We start from the raw sequence: 17,777 nt of genomic DNA on the forward strand, positions 1-17,777 counted from the left end.
CTTTTTGCTGGAGGTCTGCATCAAGTTCGATGCGGTCTTCATTGGGCCGGCGTGTGGATCCACCGACTGTGACCGCTTGGGATCGGTCTCAGAATGCCTTGCGGCGTTCCATCATGGCCCGGAAGTCATCGTCTTCGCGCTTGAGTGCGGCAATCGCCGAAACAACGGAGGCAACAAACATGCCGCTGATCAGGGCAGCCAGTACCGACAGGGTGATAAACATGGGCTTTCCTTTCTTTCTCAGCGGGGTTGTTGCTTTTCTAGCGGCGAAGATTTGATTTCCGATTAATGCCCGAAGCTGTGGTAGCGGGCGGTCATCGGCGGGCCGTAGAAAGCAGCGTCGCCGCTGTCTTTGATGTAAAAGGTTGCGGAGGTGGCAACCATGGCAGTCATCATCATCATCCATACGAGGTTGATCAGGGTAACCTTGTCATGCATTGCTTTAGTCCTTTGCGTACCGGCATTCGCAGCCGTAAAATGTTTGCGCACGGAAATAGTTCCCGCACAGTGTAGGAAGATGTTTACCAACCACCGCCTGAAGTCCCCTTGAACACGCCGTTCATCTGGCGTTCATCTTTGCAATCGAATTGCGACGCCTCGATCTGATCTCGAACAACCATCAGGCCGAGTTCGACGAGCAGGGATGCGGCAATGGCGGCGGCAATGAGAAGAACCAGCATGGGAACGACCTTGTGGCTTGGCGGGTTGGTGCAACACTGCCTTTCTATGGTGCCCCGCCTGAAACGACCTTGAATGGGCCGTTCATCTGTGGTTCAGCGCTGGAAAATGGCGGGGGGCGACCCGAAACGTGACCTTAAGCCTCCGCTTGCACGCTTGCGAACTCAGGCCTTCCATGACAAAAGGCGGGCGAAACCAAAGAACGGGCTCTCATGGCGACCGCTTTTTATCCTGGCTCCTTCGATCCGATGACCAACGGTCATCTTGATGTTCTCGTGCAGGCGATGAAGCTGGTGGAGCGTCTGGTCGTGGCGATCGGGACGCACCCGGGAAAAACGCCGCTCTTCAGCTTCGAAGAACGCGCTGAGTTGATACAGGCTTCACTGGCCGAGGTTCTGCCGGCGCGGGCAGGGGACCTCGAAGTCGTGTCTTTCTCCGATCTCACTATTCATGCCGCCCGACGTCATGGCGCCAGCATCATGCTGCGTGGCCTGCGCGACGGCACGGATCTCGACTACGAGATGCAGTTGGCCGGCATGAACGCCACCATGGCACCGGACATCCAGACCATCTTTCTGCCGGCTGCGACCGCCTCACGGCCCATAACGGCCACATTAGTTCGCCAGATCGCCGCCATGGGTGGAGATGTCGGCCCCTTCGTGCCGGCCCCGGTGCTGGCTGCCCTCAATTCCAGATACGGCCGCTGAGCCGCAATTTTTCAGAACGGGAGTGATCATGAAGCTCGTCCAACTCGCAACCGCATTCCTCCTGGCCGTCGCCGGTTTCGGCTCCGCCCAGGCCCAGTCCAACGAAGACTTCCTGACCATCCAGCTCAAGGACGGCCCCGTCGTGATCCAGCTGATGCCGGATGTCGCACCGAAGCATGTCGCGCAGATCAAGGATCTCGCAGCCAAGGGCGAATATGACAACGTTGCCTTCCACCGCGTGATCGAGGGCTTCATGGCCCAGACCGGCGACGTCCAGTTCGGCGACATGGAAAACGGTTTCGAGCCCGGTCGCGCTGGCACCGGCGGCTCCAGCCTGCCGGACATCGAGGCTGAATTCTCGAGCGTGCCCTTCGAGCGTGGCACGGTCGGCATGGCCCGCAGCCAGGACCCGAACTCGGCCAACTCGCAGTTCTTCATCATGTTCGCCGAAGGCGGCTTCCTGAACGGCCAGTACACGGTCGTCGGCAAGGTCGTCGCCGGCATGGAGTATGTCGACAAGATCAAGCGTGGCGAAGGCGGCAACGGCGAAGTCACCGATCCCGACCGCATGGTCAAGGTCACCGTCGGTCGCAACTGATATCTACCGGGCGCCAAGCCCCAACCAAGGAGAAACACCATGGCCGAGATCAAGGATCCGGAAAACACCATCCTGATGGAAACCACCAAGGGCAAGGTCGTCATCGCGCTCTTCCCGGATCTGGCCCCTGGCCATGTCGCCCGCATCAAGGAACTGTCGCGCGAAGGCGCCTATGACGGCGTTGTCTTCCACCGCGTCATCCCCGACTTCATGGCCCAGACCGGCGACGTGAAGTTCGGCAAGAAGGGCGGCGCAGACTTCAACCCCGGCCGTGCCGGCATGGGTGGCTCCGACAAGCCGGACCTGAAGGCTGAATTCTCGGCTACCCCGCACGTGCGCGGTACCTGCTCGATGGCCCGCTCGCAGAGCCCGAACTCGGCCAACTCGCAGTTCTTCGTCTGCTTCACGGATGCACCGTGGCTGAACAAGCAGTACTCCGTCTGGGGCCAGGTCATCGAAGGCATGGACGTCATCGACCAGATCAAGAAGGGCGAGCCCGTCAGCGACCCGGATTCGATCGTCTCGATGAAGGTTGCCGCCGACGCCTGATCGGCTTAAAGCCACACGAAGCCCGCCTCGGTGCCTGGCACCCGGGCGGGTTTTCGCGTTTAGATCTTCCACCCACACTCTGACAGACAGCGATGCGTGTAGACCTTTTCGACTTCGATCTTCCGGACGACAACATTGCGCTGAGGCCCGCAAGCCCGCGCGATCACGCCCGTTTCCTGGTCGTCCGTCCAGACCAGACGCCGGTGCTCGAAGACCACCATGTCTACGACCTCCCGTCGTTCCTGAAGCCCGGCGACGCATTGGTCTTCAACGACACGAAGGTTATTCCCGCACAGCTCGAAGGCATCCGCCATCGTGAGGGCGCCGAGGAGATCGCCGTCTCCTGTACGCTGCATATGCGCGTCGGTGCGTCCAGATGGAAAGCCTTTGCCAAGCCCGGCAAGCGCATCAAGCAGGGTGATCGCATCGACTTCGGTGTGGGGCAGGGCGACAGCTCTGCCTGCCTCATGGGTTCGCTGGTCGCGACCGTCGCGGAAAAGGGCGAGGCCGGCGAAATCGATCTCGCCTTCGATCTCTCGGGCCCCGATCTCGATCAGGCGATCGCCACCGTCGGCCATATCCCGCTTCCGCCCTATATCGCTGCCAAGCGGCCAGAAGACGGACAAGATCGCACGGACTATCAGACGATCTACGCCCGCGAGGAAGGTGCTGTCGCAGCGCCTACCGCCGGCCTGCATTTCACGCCTGATCTCTTCGAGAAACTCGATGCCGCGGGTGTCGAGCGCCATTTCGTCACGCTGCATGTCGGCGCCGGCACGTTCCTGCCGGTCAAGGCTGATGATACCGCCGAACACAAGATGCACGAGGAGATCGGCTATATCTCACCCTCGACGGCCGCCGCGCTCAATGCCGTGCGCGCCCGAGGCAGCCGCATCATCGCCGTCGGCACCACCTCGCTGCGCCTGCTTGAAAGTGCTGCCGAAGACAATGGCAACATCCCCGCCTGGTCGGGTGCGACCGGCATCTTCATCACGCCCGGCTACCGCTTCAAGGCGGTGGACATGCTGATGACCAATTTCCACCTGCCCAAATCCACGCTCTTCATGCTGGTTTCCGCCTTTGCCGGCCTCGACACGATGCGGGGCGCTTACGCCCACGCCATCGAGACCGGCTACCGCTTCTATTCCTACGGCGATTCTAGCCTGCTCTTCCGGAAAGACGACTGACCGATGTCTGAGAATTTCACGTTCAATCTGAAGGCCACCAGCGGCAAGGCCCGACTCGGCGAGATCACCATGCCGCGCGGCACAATCCGAACCCCGGCATTCATGCCCGTTGGCACCGTCGGCACGGTGAAGGCCATGTATCTCGACCAGGTGAAGGAAGGCGGCGCGGACATCATCCTCGGCAACACCTACCACCTGATGCTGCGCCCCGGCCCGGAACGCGTTGCCCGCCTCGGCGGTCTGCATGAACTCATCCGCTGGCCCGGTCCGATCCTGACAGACTCAGGCGGCTTCCAGGTCATGTCGCTCTCCGGCCTGCGCAAGCTCGACGAGCAGGGCGTGACCTTCAAGAGCCATGTCGACGGTTCTCTCCATCACATGTCGCCGGAACGCTCGATTGAGATCCAGGGCCTGCTCGACAGTGACATCCAGATGCAGCTCGACGAATGCGTGGCGCTGCCGAATGAGCCGCGCGAAATCGAACGCGCCATGGAACTGTCGCTCCGCTGGGCCGAACGTTGCCGCATCGCCTTCGGAAACCAGCCGGGCAAGGCCATGTTCGGCATCGTCCAGGGCGGTGACCAGCCGGCGCTCCGCATCCGCTCGGCAGAAGGCTTGAAGCAACTCGACCTCAAGGGTTATTCCATCGGCGGTCTCGCCGTTGGCGAACCGCAGGCCGTCATGCTCGACATGCTGCGCATCACGCTGCCGGTGCTACCCACGGAAAAGCCGCGCTACCTGATGGGCGTCGGCACACCTGACGACATGCTGAAATCGGTTGCCGAAGGCATCGACATGTTCGACTGCGTCATGCCGACCCGGTCCGGTCGCCATGGCCTCGCCTTCACCCGCCGCGGTAAGGTCAACATCCGCAATGCCCGCCACGCCGAAGACATGCGCCCGCTGGACGAACAGTCGTCCTGCCCGGCAACCCGCGATTACTCGCGCGCCTATCTGCACCACCTCGTGCGCTCCAACGAGGCTTTGGGTGGCATGCTCTTGTCGTGGAACAACCTGAGCTACTATCAGGAGCTGATGCAAGGCATCCGTCAGGCGATCGCCGAAGACCGCTTCGAGGACTTCAAGGCCGAGACCATCGAGACCTGGGCACGCGGCGATATCGACCCGGTCTGAGCCCAATTGATCGTGCACAAAGGGCAGGGCGGTCATGCCGCCCGCCCTCTGATTGCCATCAGATGCCCTGGCTATTGGTCTCGCGCATCATGCGCACGCCATTGATGGCGAACTGCCCGTCGCGCTGGCGCTTCAGCTCGTAATAGACCGCCCAGTCCTTTCCATCAGGTGCCGAGATCAGCACCTCCTGATAGGCAACCGTGCCATCAGGTGAAACCTGATTGCGCCCGAAGGCATAATTGCCCGGCCGATAGACGGGCGCGTAGCTCTTCTTCACCATCTCGAAGAAGCGTTCGGCATTGGGAAAGACCGACTTGATCTCCGGCGAGGCAAAGGAATAGGCGGTCGTCGCATCGTTGTTGAGGAAGGCCGTGATCTGCTGCTCGATCACATCCTTGGCAAGGCCGGCAGCCTCTGTTTTCGTATCCTGCTGGGCAAACACCGGGGCAGCGAGGAGCCCGGCTGTGAGAAAGAGGGCAATTCCAATCCGCATGCGCATCATCATCCCCTTGTTTCAGGAAGTCCGAAATAAAAGGATAGGACGATTCGCCCTCTTGGAAAGGTCCTGTGACGGTTTGATGTCGCTCATCGCGATATCGTGAGCGCAGGCACCTCCTTGGACACCAGCCGGTCTGGACAAGACCCGATCAAAAACGCTTTAAAGCAGAGCTGGGATATGCGGCTGCAACGTTGCCGTGAATCGTGCTGATGCGATGGCCTGATGAGGAGTTCTGCCATGATCGATGACCTGCTCAACCAGATGACACTTGAGGAGCAGGTCGCTCTGCTGGCCGGCGCCGATTTCTGGACGACGGTCGCAGTCGAGCGTCTCGGCATCCCCAAGATCAAGGTGACCGACGGTCCGAACGGCGCCCGCGGTGGTGGCTCGCTCGTCGGCGGTGTGAAATCGGCGTGCTTCCCCGCCGCGATTGGCATCGGCGCGAGCTGGAACCCCGAACTGGTGCGCCAGATGGGCGTGGCTCTTGCCGAGGAAACCAAGACGAAAAGCGCCCGCGTGCTGCTCGCCCCCACGGTCAACATTCACCGCTCGGGCCTCAACGGCCGCAATTTTGAATGCTACTCCGAAGACCCGATGCTCACTTCGGCACTCGCCGTCGCCTATATCGAGGGCGTCCAGTCGCAAGGCATCGCCGCCACGATCAAGCATTTCATCGGCAACGAATCTGAAATCGAACGCCAGACGATGTCGTCGGATATCGATGAACGCACGCTGCGCGAAATCTACCTGCCACCCTTCGAGGCTGCGGTAAAACAGGCCGGCGTCTGGGCGATCATGTCCTCCTACAACCGCCTGAACGGTGTCTGGACCAGCGAAAACCACTGGCTGCTGACCGAATTGCTCCGCGAGGAATGGGGTTATGACGGCATCGTCATGTCCGACTGGTTCGGCTCGCACACCACGGAAGCCACGGTGACAGGCGGCCTCGATCTCGAAATGCCGGGCCCGACCCGCAACCGTGGCGAGAAGCTCGTCGCCGCTGTGCGCGAGGGCAGGGTGCCCGCAGAAACCGTCAAGGCCGCCGCCCGCCGCATGCTGCTCCTCCTCGAACGCGTCGGCGCCTTCGCGGATGCGACGATGGAAGACGAGAAGGCCGTCGATCGCCCAGAGCACCGTGCGCTCATCCGCAAGCTTGGCGCAGATGGCATGGTGCTTCTGAAGAACAACGGCATCCTGCCGTTGGACAAGACAGCCCTCGACCGCATCGCCGTCCTCGGCCCCAACGCGGCTGAACCCCGCGTCATGGGCGGCGGCAGCGCCCAGATCAACGCCCATTACAAGGTGAGCCCGCTCGAGGGCATCAAGAGCGCACTGTCGGGCACCAACCGTGTCATCCACCTCAAGGCCTGCCGCAACAACCGCCTGACCCAGATGATCCGGGGGGATGTCTCCGTCGACTTCTTCCACGGGCGCGACTGGTCCGGACCTTCAGTGCATGCGTCCACCGCTGAAGAAAGCCAGTTCTTCTGGCTCGACATGCCGGATGCCACGCTCAACCCGCGTGATTTCTCCGCCCGCATCATCACACGCTACCGCCCTGAGGAGGCTGGCACGCATGTCTTCGGCCTCACCAATGCCGGCTTCGCGAAACTCTATGTCGATGGCGAACTTCTGGTCGATGGCGAAACCGGCTGGGCCCGCGGCGACAATTTCTTCGGTCTCGGCAACACGGAAGTCCGTGTCGAGAAATCGTTGGAAGCCGGCCGAACCTACGAGATCCGCGTCGACTACCGCGCCATGCCGGAGGGCTATGAAGGCATCGAAATCCGCGCCGTCCGTTTCGGTGCCGAACTACCGACCAGCGATGCGGCCATCGCCGAAGCCGTGGAGCAGGCCAGGGCCTGCGACGTCGCCGTCCTCGTCGTCGGCCGGGAAGGGGAGTGGGATACCGAAGGCCTCGACCTGCCCAATATGCGCCTGCCCGGTCGCCAGGAAGAGCTGATCGAGAAGGTCGCCGCCGTCAATCCGCGCACGGTCGTGGTCCTCCAGACAGGCGGCCCCGTGGAAATGCCGTGGATCGACAAGGTCTCGGCCGTCATTCAGGCTTGGTATCCGGGCCAGGAAGCCGGCAATGCGATCGCCGACGTGCTCTTCGGGGATGCCGAACCCGGCGGCCGCCTGCCGCAGACTTTCCCAAAGCACCTCTCCGACAACTCCGCGATGACCGGCGACCCAAAGACCTATCCGGGCGAAAACGGCCACGTGGTCTACACGGAGGGGCTTGCCGTCGGCTACCGCCACCACGATGCGGATGGCGCAAAACCGCTTTTCCCCTTCGGCTACGGCCTTTCCTACACGCGCTTCGAATGGTCTGCCCCCCGGGCTTCAGGCTCGGACATGGGCTCGGATGGCGTCACCGTCGAGGTCGAGGTCAGGAACATCGGCGACCGGGCAGGGGCCGAACTGGTCCAGCTCTATGTCGCTCCCAAGGCCTCCCGCCTGCCGCGCCCAGTCAAGGAACTGAAATCCTTTGCCAAACTGGCGATACCAGCCGGCGGCAGGGCGACCGCCAGCCTCTCGATCAGCATCCGCGACCTCGCTTATTTCGATCCGGACGCCCGAGCCTGGATTGCCGAGGCCGGCGACTATGAACTGATCATTGCCGCCAATGCAGAAGACATCCGCGCGACGCTGCCGCTCAAGCTTTCGACCGAATGGCGGGAAGGGGTCTCCGCCCCGCCTTTGCCAACCGTGGTCGATTGAGCAGCCAAGGCGGAGGTCTGCAAGGACCTCCGTCTGCCAGTGCGCTTGCCCATACCGCAGAATCCGTTAGAAGGTCCTGATGTCTTCGAAACCGCAGCGGATCCCTTGAGTATGCGCCTCTTTCTCGGATCCGACTTCCACGTTGATTACCGCCAGAATCTGGATTGGCTCCGCGCTCTCTCGCGTGCCGATTTCACGAACGACGTCATGATCATCGCCGGCGATCTCTCCGATCAGCTCGATCTTGTGAAAGCCTGTTTCGACGAACTGGCGCCCCGCTACGCCAAGCTCCTCTTCCTCCCCGGCAATCACGATCTCTGGACGGCAAGAAGCGGGAAGGGACCCTCCTTCGAGAAATTCGAGACGCTGAACACGCTCTGCCACGGCTACGGCATCGAGACCGGACCGCTTGCCATCGGCAAGTCACTGATCGTGCCCTTGCTCGCCTGGTATGATTATTCCTTCGGCGAACCCGGTCCGACGATCCGGCGCGGCTGGATGGATTTCTACAAATGCAATTGGGAAGGTCTCACGCCTGCCGACGTCGCGGCGCGCTTCGACGCCATGAATGTGATCCCGGACACATCAGGCTATGACGCCGTCTATAGCGTCTCGCATTTCGTGCCGCGCATCGACCTGATGCCGGCGCGCTATCCGGAAAAGCACAAGGCACTGTTTCCCGTCCTTGGCACAGACCGGCTCGAAGCCCAGATCCGTCGCCTGGGATCCTCGAAGCATTTCTACGGACACAGCCATCTGAACCGCAACAAGGTGATCGACGGCGTCACTTACATCAACAACGCGTTCGGCTATCCCTCGGAGACGGAGATCTCCGCCAAGACCATCCTTCAAGTCGCGGACCTCTAAGGACCGAAGGGAAGGCCTACCTTGCTCTCACAAGCCCACACACAAAGATCGCATAAGATAGATTATGGAACTTGCGTACGTGCCCAAAGGTATGGAAAAGCGGCGTTTACAGTGTTGCCCATGGTCCGAACGAACATCAATGTCTCTTGCATTCGGCGATGCACCGGACAACCATCGACCTGTTTTGAGCACGAGATCGTCCTTCAACATTTCAGATGGGAGCCAGACATTGCAAGCCCTCAACCTGCGCCGCCTTCGAGCGTCCGATGACTGCGCCTTCAGAGAAATCAGATCTGAAGGTCTCCGTCTTCATCCAGATGCATTCGGCGCATCCTTCGCCGAGGAACAGTCCCAGCCTCTCGAGCGCGTCGCAGACAGACTTGAGAACGGCCATGTCATGGCGGCTGTCGCGGATGATGTGATTGCCGGCGTCGTTGGTCTTGCATGCTCCCGGGCCGACAAGACCAGACATATCGGCCTGATCTGGGGTCTCTACGTCCGTCCATCCTGGCGTCGCTCGGGCGTGGCAAGACATCTGCTCGAGGCCGTGATCTCAGACGCAATGCTAGTACACCCGCAGCCCTGGAATGTCCGATCTGCGGTCGCTGCGCATCTGTGTCGAGGCCAACAACAGAGCGGCAATAGACCTTTACGAAGCCCTCGGCTTCACTGCATGGGCCGTTGAAAAACAGGCTCTCCTGGTCGGTGACCACTTCCACGACGAGATCCACATGCGTCTGGATTTCGCGCCGTAAAACCGATGACAAGCGCCCTACTCTGCCGCAATCATAATATGAACTAAATCAAATATTTACTTCAAATTCCATAATAAATTGGTCATAGCCTGGCTCGACATGCGGCGGCGTCTCGCCCATCACGGTCTCATAGTCGAGCGGCGTATGCATATGCGTCAGCACCGCATGAACAGGCGCGATCCGCTCGATCCATCCGAGCGCCTGTTCCAGCGACAGGTGGCTCGGATGCGGCCGGTACTGCAGCGCGTCGATGTAAAGCAGGTCGAGCCCAGAGAGCTTGACAACCGTCTCGTCGGGAAAGTCGGATACATCACAGCAATAGGCGACATCGCCGATCCGAAGACCGATCGAGACAATGTCACCATGCTCCTGCATGAGCGGCATCATCGTAATCGCACCGCCAGCCCCTTCGACGACGATCGGCTGATCCATGTCCTCGATGACATGAGGTGCCACGATCGGCGGATAGCTGCTGCCGGCAGGCGTCTTCAGGCAATAGCCGAAGCCTTCCTCGATCCGGGCCATCGTATACGGTTCCGCATAGATCGGGATCCGGTTCTTCTGGGTGATGAAATAGCCTCTGATATCATCGATCCCATGCAGATGGTCGGCATGCGCATGGCTGTAGACGACAGCATCGAGACGCGCGACCCGTGAACGGATCATCTGTTCGCGGAAGTCAGGTCCGGTATCGACGACGACAGTTGTCTTGCCGCCATCGGCTCCGATCTGTTCGATCAGGAAGGATGCGCGGGTCCGCCGGTTGCGCGGATTGTTGGGGTCGCAATTGCCCCAGTCGCCATTGATCCGGGGCACGCCCGGTGACGACGAACAACCCAAGAGCGTGAACCGGCGCGTGACCTTCATCCAAACTCCCTCACGCCAGCCGTGGCATTTTCGAGAAACAGCGGAAGGCATTGTCTGTGGTGATCTCGGCCATCTCGGCGTAGCTCACGCCCTTGACCTCGGCCAGAACCTCCGCCGTGTTCACCACGTAGGACGGTTCATTGCGTTTTCCACGCCAGCGCTTCGGCGCCAGATACGGCGCGTCTGTCTCGACCAGCAGCCGGTCCATGGGCACGCTCTTGGCAATCTCGCGCAGCTCTTCCGATTTTGGGAAGGTGACGATCCCCGAGAAGGACACGTAGCCGCCGAGTGCCACGCCGGTATCGGCAAGCGCCTGGCCGGACGAGAAGCAGTGCAGGATGAAGGGGAAGGCGCCCTTCCCCGTCTCATCCGTCAGGATCGCAGCCATATCCTCATCTGCGCTGCGGCTATGGATAACGAGCGGAAGCTTCGTGCGCCGCGCAGCCTCGATATGGCGGATCAGCCCCGTCTTCTGGTCCTCGGGCGTCTGCGTGTCGTAGAAATAGTCGAGCCCAGCCTCGCCGATCGCCACAATCTTCTCGTGGCTTTCCGCAAGTTCCACCAGCTCGTCCGCCGTCACATTCAGCTCCTCGCCGGCATTGTTCGGATGCGTGCCGACTGAGCAGAAGACACTCGGGTAACGCTCGGTCAATGCCAGCAGCGTCGGAAGCTTGCGGACCCGAGTCGAGATCGTCACCATCTGTTTGACGCCCGCCTGATGCGCACGCGTGACAAGCTCGTCACGCTCTGCGTCGAAATCGGCGAAGTCCAGATGGCAATGGGTATCGATCAGCATCGCGTCACGCCTTGCCCGCGTCCGGGGCAACATAGCGCGGATAGACCGGCGCAGGCGCCGGCAGTTCCGTGCCGGGTGTCAGACGGCCGGCTGCACCCAGCTTGGCGAACATGCGGTCGTCTTCTGCCACAGCCACAAGATCGAGGATCTTTGCTGACGAAGCCGGCATGATCGGCTGGAAGAGGATGGCGATCTGGCGCACCACTTCGGCCGTCACATAAAGCACCGTGCCCATGCGCGCCTCATCGGTCTTCTTCAGCACCCAGGGCGCCTGCGCCGCGAAATAGCGGTCGGCTTCGTTGACGATGTTGATGATGGCAGCAACCGCCTTGTGGATCTGCTGGCGTCCCATTTCCTCGCGGCAGATCGCGATGGCGTCGTCAGCCACCTTGAGGATCGCCTCGTCTTCAGCCGTCAGCGGGCCGGGTGTCGGCACCCTGCCCTCGCAGTTCTTGTTGATCATCGACAGCGAGCGCGAGGCAAGATTGCCGATGCCATTGGCGAGATCGGCATTGATTCGGGTCGCGATCCCCTCTTCCGAATAGCTGCCGTCCTGACCGAAGGAAACTTCACGCAGGAAGAAGTAGCGAACCTGGTCAAGGCCGAAATGCGCAACGAGATCAACGGGATCGACGACGTTGCCAACAGACTTCGACATCTTCTCGCCCTTGTTGAGCAGGAAGCCATGAGCATACACGCGCTTCGGCAGCGGCAGACCAGCCGACATCAGGAAGGCCGGCCAGTAGACGGCGTGGAAGCGGATGATGTCCTTACCGATGATATGGACGTCGGCCGGCCAGTACTTGGCGCGCGGACCCTTCTCGTCTTCGACATAACCCGTCGCGGTGATGTAATTGGTCAGCGCATCGACCCAGACATACATCACATGCTTGTCGTCGCCGGGCACCTTGATGCCCCAGTCGAAGGTCGTGCGCGAGATCGACAGGTCCTTCAGACCCGACTTGACGAAGGAGATGACCTCGTTGCGGCGCTCGTTCGGGCCGATGAAATCCGGCTGATCCTCGTAAAGCTTGAGGAGCTTGTCTTCATAGGCCGAGAGCTTGAAGAAGTAGCTTTCCTCTTCCACCCATTCGACCGGCGCTCCCTGAGGACCGTAGCGCACGCCATCGGCGCGCAGTTCTGTTTCCTCTTCCTGGAAGTAGGCCTCGTCGCGCACCGAATACCAGCCGGCATAGCCGCCCTTGTAGATGTCGCCGTTCTCCTCCATCCGGCGCCAGACTTCCTGCACCGTCTCGTGATGGCGCTTCTCGGTCGTGCGGATGAAGTCGTCATTGGACGAGTTCAGCAACTGGCCCATCTCGCGGAAGGCATTGGAATTGCGCTCGGCCAGCGCCTCAGGCGTAATGCCTTCTGCACGCGCCGTCTGCTGCATCTTCTGCCCATGCTCGTCCGTACCGGTCAGGAAAAACACATCCCGGCCATCGAGCCGCTGGAACCGCGCCATGGCGTCGGTCGCGATCAGCTCATAGGCATGGCCGATATGCGGCTTGCCGTTCGGATAGGAGATGGCAGTGGTGATGTAGAAGGGATCGCTCATGTCTACCTGGTGTCTTTTCGTCGGTTGCGATGTCACGGGCCGGACAATGGCGGCACAAAGGGCCGGCCATGTTGCGGCGACGACAAATGGGGTCGAACGCTCTTAAAGCATTCCTCGGCCTTTAGGAACATCCGTTTTGCTGCAGCGCCACGAAGACACGCGCCAGGGCGCATCAGCGCACGATCGCTGCCAGCACATCGAGGATCGTCTGCTTGCGATCGAGGTTATAGGCCGCCGCCACGCCGAGCTGCTGGTTGATGACGGAGGAGAGCCGTGCGTAATGCTCGGCACCGCCAAGATCGCCAGTCATGGCAAGCGTCCGCGCCGTCTCGGCCAGGTGATCACCCAGATGTTCGGTGAAGAAGCCGAAGGCAACCTCGCTGTCTTTGCCCGACAGCGCATCGGCGATCTTGAACATCATCTTGCGCTGGGTCGGACCCGAAGTGGCAAGCATTTGCTCGAAGGCTTCCAGGATGTCGGCGCCACCATAATTCACCAGCTTCAGCGCCCGTGCCACACTGCCTTTGGCAAGCGTCAAGACAGCATCGCGCTTGCCTGCGGGAATGGTGAGGCCCAACTGCCCCAGCGCCTGATCCATCGCCGGCGGTGACAATTCCTGCAGCTTCAGCGGCAGGCAGCGCGACCGGATGGTCGGCAAGAGCTTGCCCGGCGCATGGGAGAGCACCAGGAACATCGCCCGCTTCGGCGGCTCCTCGAGGATCTTCAGAATGGCGTTGGCCGCATTGCGGTTCAGATCGTCGGCCGGATCGATGATCACGATACGCCAATTGCCCGTGCCCGATGTCTGGCTGAAAAAGTGCCCGGCCTTGCGAACTTCATCGACCGTGATCGCGGTCCTGACACGCCCGGTCTTTTCATCCACCGGCCGCGACAGGTGCAGCAGATTATGGCTGGCGCCGGAGGCGAGCTGCCGGGTCACAGGGTGTTCGGGATCCGGATCGGAAATCGCCTCAGGTGCCGTCGCCGGATCCGGATGGCGCAGGATATGGTTGGCAAAGCGAAAGGCGAGGGTCGCCTTGCCAATGCCCTCCGGCCCCTCGATCAGCACGGCATGGTGACCCTTGCCCGAACGATAGCTGCGCGCCAGAAACTCTTCCGCCGCCTCGTGGCCAAACAGTTTCGTGTTGCTGACCGGCGCGATCGCCCCGTCGAGCAGCCCTGCCCTCTCCTCGCTCATGACCGTGCCGCCTGGCCGTCGCGGTCGCCACCCGCCTGTCTCGCGATCACCAGCGTCACCTCGGAGAGGATGTCCCGCGCGATGTGGTCGACGTCGAAAGAGGCGTCGAGCACCCGGCAACGCTCGGGCTCGCGAGCGGCAATATCGAGAAAACCCTGGCGGCGCTTCTCGTGGATCTCGAGCTTTTCCTTCTCGAACCGGTCAGGCGTCGCCGCCTCGGTCGAAGCCCCGGCCCTCCGCCGTGCCCTTTGCAGGCCGACATCGGCAGGCAGATCCAGCACCAGCGTCACATCCGGCATGGTCGCCCCGATCGAGACGCGCTCAAGTGCGGCCATCAGCGGCGGCTCGAGATTGCCGGTCACACCCTGATAGACCCGCGAGGAATCAACGAAGCGGTCACACAGCACGATCTCGCCACGCGACAGAGCCGGACGGATGACGCAATCAAGATGATCGGCCCGGGCGGCGGCAAACAGCAGCGCTTCCATGCGGACGCCAAAAGGCTCGGCTGCACCGGAGAGCAGCACATGGCGCAACGCCTCTGCTCCCGGCGATCCACCGGGCTCGCGCGTCGTCACCACGGTGTGGCCGCGTGCGCGCAGGCCTTCCGCAAGCAGGCGAATCTGGGTCGATTTCCCGGCCCCCTCGCCTCCCTCGAAAGTCACGAACAATCCGCGCGCCGTCGTCAATGCTTGCCTTCTTCCCGCCAGCGGCGTTCCAGATTGCCCCCTTGCGGGCTTGCCTACGGCTCTAACCCAAGATGACCTCAAGCGAAACCGTGAAGCACCCGAGCGCTGCAGATTTTCGTCAGATCCAGAAGAACAGGAGCTCGATCAGAGCATCCCACGCGCGCTGACGCAGCGTCCCCACCTCGACGGCCTGTGCACTCTTCAGCGGCACGCTGACCAGCGGACGGTCGCCCGACAGGATATTGAGCGTTGCAATCTCACGGTCAGCCGCGACCGGCGGATTGAGCGGCCAGCGATAGACGATGCGCGCCTGAAGCCGCTCGGGATTGTTGACGGGAACATAGACGTCGACTGGCGCGGCCGCCACCAGCGGCACCGTCGACTGCGCGCCGCCATAGACGCTCGCCTCGCCGATCACCTCGCCGGCCTTGAACAGCGTGCGCATCTCGAAGCTGTCGAAACCCCAGTTGAGCAGTCGCAGCGCCTCATCCGTCCGTTCCTTGTCGGTCGCGATCCCGCTCACCCCGAGGAACAGCCGACGCCCGCCCCGCTCCATCGAGGCGACCATGGCAAAACCGCTGCCCTCGGCAAAGCCGGTCCCCAGCCCATCCGCGCCGAAGCCCAGAAGCGGATTTCGGTTGCGCTGCAGGATCTTGTTCCACTCGAATTCCGGCAGGCTGAACGTCTGATAGAGATCCGGATAGGTCGAGGCGAGATGCCGCGACAGCTTCACCAGATCATAGAGTGTCGAGCGGTTGTCGGGATGCGGCAGACCCGTGGCATTGCCGAAGCGGCTGTCTGCAAGCCCGAGCTCGGCGGCCCGTGCATTCATCCGTTCAACGAACCTCCCTTCGGAGCCTTCCATGCCCTCGGCGATAATCAAACAGCCGTCGTTGGCCGTCTGCACCGCAATGCCTTTGACCAGATCCGCGACCGGCACCTGGCTCTTCACCGCCGCAAACATGGTGGAGGTCCGCGACGGCGCGCCGCCCGTCCGCCATGCATATTCGGAAACCGGATAGATCGTGTCGGGCCGGATCTCGCCCTTCTTCAGCGCGTCGAACACCACTTCCAGCGTCATCAGCTTGGCAAGCGAGGCCGGCGCAAAACTCTGCCGCTCGCCCTTGGAGAGCAGCACCGTGCCTGTCGACGCCTCGACCAGATAGACTTGCGTAGCCTTGGTCTCGATCAGCTGCGGAGCAGAAGTGGCCGGCGTCTGCGCCTTGGCGGCAAATCCCGGAAGGGCAAGGATCGAGACGAGCAGCAGGACGGGAAAAGGACGACGCATGATCACACTTCAGCTGCAGGGCACACGGCCTCTCCTGTGCCGCCGCCGGGGCGGTCAGCGCCCACTGGAGAGCTTGATGCCACCCTTGGCGACCGAGGAGAGAATCGAGTGCTCGGTGAGGCCGTCATTGCGCACGAGAATGGCATCGAAGGCAAGCGCGCCTGCCTGCGGCTCCGCCTCGACATAGGCCGCCGCATAACCCGAACCATCGTAACCATCGATATGATGCGGCCGTGGCATCGGCATGGGCCCGAACTCCGGAAGGGCTGCAAAGCTCTCGCCCGAAACCACGCCGCCGGCGACAACGGCTTGGCCGCCTTGCATCAGAATCTGCGCGTCGAGCGTCTGGCTGGCTGCCCTGCCGCTCGGGGTCGAGCCCGACAGTGCTGTCTGATAGGTCGTGGCAACAGGTGGCTGGTATTGCGGTGCGGCTACATCGTTCGACGCGACCATCACGCCCGATGCGATCTGGCCACCCGGATCTATGACCGGGCCGCGATCGCCCTTACGGGTATAGGACGCCATGAGATAGGGCATGTCATGCCCGTCCATGCGTGCAGGGCCGATATACTGCACCCGCACTTCGCCCGTGCCGCTATGCTTCATGTCCAGCATGTCGGCAGTCTTGCGCGACAGGTCGATGATCCGGCCCTTGTGGAACGGACCACGGTCATTGATGCGCACGATGACGGAGCTACCGGTATTCAGATTGGTAACCCGCGCATAACTCGGCAGTGGCAGCGTCGGATGGGCCGCAGACAGATGCTCCTTGTCGTAGAGCTCGCCGTTTGCCGTCATCCGTCCATGAAAGGCATCGCCGTACCAGGAGGCAACGCCGACCTTGTCATAGCCGGGATTTTCCTTCGGCACGAAGGTCTTGCCCTTCACCACATAGGGCTTGCCGACCATGTAGCGCCCGCCGCCCTTGGGGACCGGACCGCTCGCAACGAGACGCGGGCTGGCCTTCACGCCATAGATCGATTCGGCGAAATACTCCTTCGACCGCTTCGGCTTCTCGGCCGTCTTGGTGGTCGAACAGGAGGCGGTGAAGGCACAGAGCAGCACCAGTCCGAACCACTTCCCCGAATTGGCCATCAGGCCACGCATCGAAAACTGCATCTGTCCCACTTCAGATCAGCGGGGCATGCTGACATCGCGCCCCATCTGCGAGGCCCCCATGCCCCGCTCACTTGCGCGCAATGAAGCCTGTGCAAAAATGGCCAAAATGGGAAAAGTCACAATTTGAACGATCCCGGACGCCCGAAAGCTTCAATCATGGTTAGCGGATGGTTAATCAAGTGGGGGCCGGCTCCGATTGCCGAATTGCACCTCAGCGAGGTCACGCGCTCCCCACCTGAACCCACTTTTCAAGCGACAATCACTCTTGCCAAGTTCGACGGCTTTGCGCATAACGCACCCGTCCGGAAGAGTGTCCGAGTGGTTTAAGGAACCGGTCTTGAAAACCGGCGTGCGGGAGACCGTACCGTGGGTTCGAATCCCACCTCTTCCGCCATTGGCCTGTCTGCCCTTGCCTGCGACAGGCCCCTCCTCCCAACCTTACCAATCTTTCACTGTCCTTTCCCCGCCGAAAGTCTATCTGCATAGCCAAGGAAGCTGTTGCCCTTGATACCGATCAAGGGGCTTGGCGCCGGCCTGGTCCAAGGTCCGGGAAAGCAGAATGAT

General features: G+C 61.6%; 20 protein-coding genes and 1 tRNA gene. 9 read left to right on the forward strand and 12 right to left on the reverse strand.

Features of this window, described 5'->3' with window-relative positions:
- Positions 1–88: 88 nt before the first annotated feature.
- The 3 genes from C0V73_RS23380 to C0V73_RS23085 form a co-directional block, all read right to left on the reverse strand.
- A complete protein-coding gene (locus C0V73_RS23380) occupies positions 89–223 on the reverse strand; it encodes a hypothetical protein (RefSeq protein WP_267499031.1) in 135 nt (44 codons plus the stop codon).
- A 62-nt stretch (positions 224–285) separates the two neighbouring features.
- On the reverse strand, positions 286–438 hold the full coding sequence (locus tag C0V73_RS23080; protein WP_162760091.1) for a hypothetical protein: 153 nt from the start codon (positions 436–438) through the stop codon (positions 286–288).
- Positions 439–521: 83 nt separating this feature from the next.
- A complete protein-coding gene (locus tag C0V73_RS23085; protein WP_172450130.1) occupies positions 522–680 on the reverse strand; it encodes a hypothetical protein in 159 nt (52 codons plus the stop codon).
- A 210-nt stretch (positions 681–890) separates the two neighbouring features.
- On the opposite strand from C0V73_RS23085, the gene coaD reads away from it, so the two are divergent.
- From coaD to tgt, 5 genes are all read left to right on the forward strand, one after another.
- Positions 891–1,385 (forward strand): pantetheine-phosphate adenylyltransferase, encoded by a 495-nt coding sequence (gene coaD, locus C0V73_RS11325; RefSeq protein ID WP_102020082.1) that lies wholly within the window; start codon positions 891–893, stop codon positions 1,383–1,385.
- Positions 1,386–1,413: 28 nt separating this feature from the next.
- On the forward strand, positions 1,414–1,983 hold the full coding sequence (locus tag C0V73_RS11330; protein ID WP_102020365.1) for a peptidylprolyl isomerase: 570 nt from the start codon (positions 1,414–1,416) through the stop codon (positions 1,981–1,983).
- Positions 1,984–2,022: 39 nt separating this feature from the next.
- The gene (locus C0V73_RS11335) at positions 2,023–2,532 is read left to right on the forward strand and encodes a peptidylprolyl isomerase (protein WP_102020083.1); all 510 of its coding nucleotides are present in this window, start codon (positions 2,023–2,025) and stop codon (positions 2,530–2,532) included.
- A 92-nt stretch (positions 2,533–2,624) separates the two neighbouring features.
- Positions 2,625–3,719 (forward strand): tRNA preQ1(34) S-adenosylmethionine ribosyltransferase-isomerase QueA, encoded by a 1,095-nt coding sequence (gene queA / locus C0V73_RS11340; RefSeq protein ID WP_102020084.1) that lies wholly within the window; start codon positions 2,625–2,627, stop codon positions 3,717–3,719.
- Between the two features lie 3 nt (positions 3,720–3,722).
- Positions 3,723–4,853, forward strand: coding sequence for a tRNA guanosine(34) transglycosylase Tgt (tgt, locus tag C0V73_RS11345; RefSeq protein WP_102020085.1), 1,131 nt, complete (start codon positions 3,723–3,725; stop codon positions 4,851–4,853).
- Between the two features lie 58 nt (positions 4,854–4,911).
- Here the strand turns inward: tgt and C0V73_RS11350 are convergent, their stop codons facing one another.
- The gene (locus C0V73_RS11350; RefSeq protein WP_245407938.1) at positions 4,912–5,352 is read right to left on the reverse strand and encodes a DUF4864 domain-containing protein; all 441 of its coding nucleotides are present in this window, start codon (positions 5,350–5,352) and stop codon (positions 4,912–4,914) included.
- Positions 5,353–5,589: 237 nt separating this feature from the next.
- Between C0V73_RS11350 and C0V73_RS11355 the strand changes: the two genes are divergently transcribed.
- Both C0V73_RS11355 and C0V73_RS11360 read left to right on the forward strand, forming a co-directional pair.
- Positions 5,590–8,076: a glycoside hydrolase family 3 C-terminal domain-containing protein gene (locus C0V73_RS11355; RefSeq protein ID WP_102020087.1), complete on the forward strand. Its 2,487-nt coding sequence runs from the start codon at positions 5,590–5,592 to the stop codon at positions 8,074–8,076.
- A 111-nt stretch (positions 8,077–8,187) separates the two neighbouring features.
- Complete coding sequence (locus C0V73_RS11360) at positions 8,188–8,943, forward strand: metallophosphoesterase (protein WP_102020088.1); 756 nt, start codon at positions 8,188–8,190, stop codon at positions 8,941–8,943.
- A 211-nt stretch (positions 8,944–9,154) separates the two neighbouring features.
- On the opposite strand, the gene C0V73_RS23265 is transcribed toward C0V73_RS11360, so the two are convergent.
- A complete protein-coding gene (locus tag C0V73_RS23265; RefSeq protein ID WP_245407939.1) occupies positions 9,155–9,415 on the reverse strand; it encodes a hypothetical protein in 261 nt (86 codons plus the stop codon).
- Positions 9,416–9,530: 115 nt separating this feature from the next.
- Here C0V73_RS23265 and C0V73_RS23270 point away from each other — a divergent pair, with 115 nt between their 5' ends.
- The gene (locus tag C0V73_RS23270) at positions 9,531–9,698 is read left to right on the forward strand and encodes a hypothetical protein (RefSeq protein ID WP_245407940.1); all 168 of its coding nucleotides are present in this window, start codon (positions 9,531–9,533) and stop codon (positions 9,696–9,698) included.
- Positions 9,699–9,746: 48 nt separating this feature from the next.
- Here the strand turns inward: C0V73_RS23270 and C0V73_RS11370 are convergent, their stop codons facing one another.
- From C0V73_RS11370 to C0V73_RS11400, 7 genes are all read right to left on the reverse strand, one after another.
- Positions 9,747–10,565, reverse strand: a complete 819-nt coding sequence (locus C0V73_RS11370) for an MBL fold metallo-hydrolase (protein WP_102020090.1) — start codon at positions 10,563–10,565, stop codon at positions 9,747–9,749.
- Between the two features lie 10 nt (positions 10,566–10,575).
- The gene (locus C0V73_RS11375; RefSeq protein WP_102020091.1) at positions 10,576–11,361 is read right to left on the reverse strand and encodes a TatD family hydrolase; all 786 of its coding nucleotides are present in this window, start codon (positions 11,359–11,361) and stop codon (positions 10,576–10,578) included.
- A 4-nt stretch (positions 11,362–11,365) separates the two neighbouring features.
- Positions 11,366–12,919, reverse strand: a complete 1,554-nt coding sequence (gene metG, locus C0V73_RS11380) for a methionine--tRNA ligase (RefSeq protein WP_102020092.1) — start codon at positions 12,917–12,919, stop codon at positions 11,366–11,368.
- A gap of 172 nt (positions 12,920–13,091) precedes the next feature.
- The gene (locus tag C0V73_RS11385; RefSeq protein ID WP_102020093.1) at positions 13,092–14,117 is read right to left on the reverse strand and encodes a DNA polymerase III subunit delta'; all 1,026 of its coding nucleotides are present in this window, start codon (positions 14,115–14,117) and stop codon (positions 13,092–13,094) included.
- Entirely contained in the window at positions 14,114–14,806 is a 693-nt protein-coding gene (gene tmk / locus C0V73_RS11390; protein WP_102020094.1) for a dTMP kinase, read from the reverse strand. The genes C0V73_RS11385 and tmk overlap by 4 nt, the downstream gene beginning before the upstream one ends.
- A gap of 118 nt (positions 14,807–14,924) precedes the next feature.
- The gene (locus tag C0V73_RS11395; RefSeq protein WP_102020095.1) at positions 14,925–16,094 is read right to left on the reverse strand and encodes a D-alanyl-D-alanine carboxypeptidase family protein; all 1,170 of its coding nucleotides are present in this window, start codon (positions 16,092–16,094) and stop codon (positions 14,925–14,927) included.
- A 54-nt stretch (positions 16,095–16,148) separates the two neighbouring features.
- The gene (locus C0V73_RS11400) at positions 16,149–17,213 is read right to left on the reverse strand and encodes a septal ring lytic transglycosylase RlpA family protein (RefSeq protein WP_102020096.1); all 1,065 of its coding nucleotides are present in this window, start codon (positions 17,211–17,213) and stop codon (positions 16,149–16,151) included.
- Positions 17,214–17,517: 304 nt separating this feature from the next.
- On the opposite strand from C0V73_RS11400, the gene C0V73_RS11405 reads away from it, so the two are divergent.
- Positions 17,518–17,607 (forward strand) — tRNA-Ser (locus tag C0V73_RS11405).
- Positions 17,608–17,777 lie beyond the last annotated feature (170 nt).

It is taken from the genome of Rhizobium sp. TH135 (assembly GCF_002855515.1).
Classification (GTDB): Bacteria; Pseudomonadota; Alphaproteobacteria; order Rhizobiales; family Rhizobiaceae; genus Allorhizobium.

Excerpts from the sequence above, each read along its gene's own strand:
- C0V73_RS11350 (WP_245407938.1), bottom strand. The coding sequence starts at position 5,352 with ATGCGCATGCGGATTGGAATTGCCCTCTTTCTCACAGCCGGGCTCCTC.
- C0V73_RS11385 (WP_102020093.1), bottom strand. The coding sequence starts at position 14,117 with ATGAGCGAGGAGAGGGCAGGGCTGCTCGACGGGGCGATCGCGCCGGTC.
- C0V73_RS23080 (WP_162760091.1), bottom strand. The coding sequence starts at position 438 with ATGCATGACAAGGTTACCCTGATCAACCTCGTATGGATGATGATGATG.
- C0V73_RS11330 (WP_102020365.1), top strand. The coding sequence starts at position 1,414 with ATGAAGCTCGTCCAACTCGCAACCGCATTCCTCCTGGCCGTCGCCGGT.
- tgt (WP_102020085.1), top strand. The coding sequence starts at position 3,723 with ATGTCTGAGAATTTCACGTTCAATCTGAAGGCCACCAGCGGCAAGGCC.
- C0V73_RS11355 (WP_102020087.1), top strand. The coding sequence starts at position 5,590 with ATGATCGATGACCTGCTCAACCAGATGACACTTGAGGAGCAGGTCGCT.
- C0V73_RS23265 (WP_245407939.1), bottom strand. The coding sequence starts at position 9,415 with ATGTCTGGTCTTGTCGGCCCGGGAGCATGCAAGACCAACGACGCCGGC.
- C0V73_RS23085 (WP_172450130.1), bottom strand. The coding sequence starts at position 680 with ATGCTGGTTCTTCTCATTGCCGCCGCCATTGCCGCATCCCTGCTCGTC.
- coaD (WP_102020082.1), top strand. The coding sequence starts at position 891 with ATGGCGACCGCTTTTTATCCTGGCTCCTTCGATCCGATGACCAACGGT.
- metG (WP_102020092.1), bottom strand. The coding sequence starts at position 12,919 with ATGAGCGATCCCTTCTACATCACCACTGCCATCTCCTATCCGAACGGC.
- queA (WP_102020084.1), top strand. The coding sequence starts at position 2,625 with ATGCGTGTAGACCTTTTCGACTTCGATCTTCCGGACGACAACATTGCG.
- C0V73_RS23270 (WP_245407940.1), top strand. The coding sequence starts at position 9,531 with ATGTCCGATCTGCGGTCGCTGCGCATCTGTGTCGAGGCCAACAACAGA.
- C0V73_RS11360 (WP_102020088.1), top strand. The coding sequence starts at position 8,188 with ATGCGCCTCTTTCTCGGATCCGACTTCCACGTTGATTACCGCCAGAAT.
- C0V73_RS11400 (WP_102020096.1), bottom strand. The coding sequence starts at position 17,213 with ATGCAGTTTTCGATGCGTGGCCTGATGGCCAATTCGGGGAAGTGGTTC.
- C0V73_RS11375 (WP_102020091.1), bottom strand. The coding sequence starts at position 11,361 with ATGCTGATCGATACCCATTGCCATCTGGACTTCGCCGATTTCGACGCA.
- C0V73_RS11370 (WP_102020090.1), bottom strand. The coding sequence starts at position 10,565 with ATGAAGGTCACGCGCCGGTTCACGCTCTTGGGTTGTTCGTCGTCACCG.
- C0V73_RS23380 (WP_267499031.1), bottom strand. The coding sequence starts at position 223 with ATGTTTATCACCCTGTCGGTACTGGCTGCCCTGATCAGCGGCATGTTT.
- C0V73_RS11335 (WP_102020083.1), top strand. The coding sequence starts at position 2,023 with ATGGCCGAGATCAAGGATCCGGAAAACACCATCCTGATGGAAACCACC.
- C0V73_RS11395 (WP_102020095.1), bottom strand. The coding sequence starts at position 16,094 with ATGCGTCGTCCTTTTCCCGTCCTGCTGCTCGTCTCGATCCTTGCCCTT.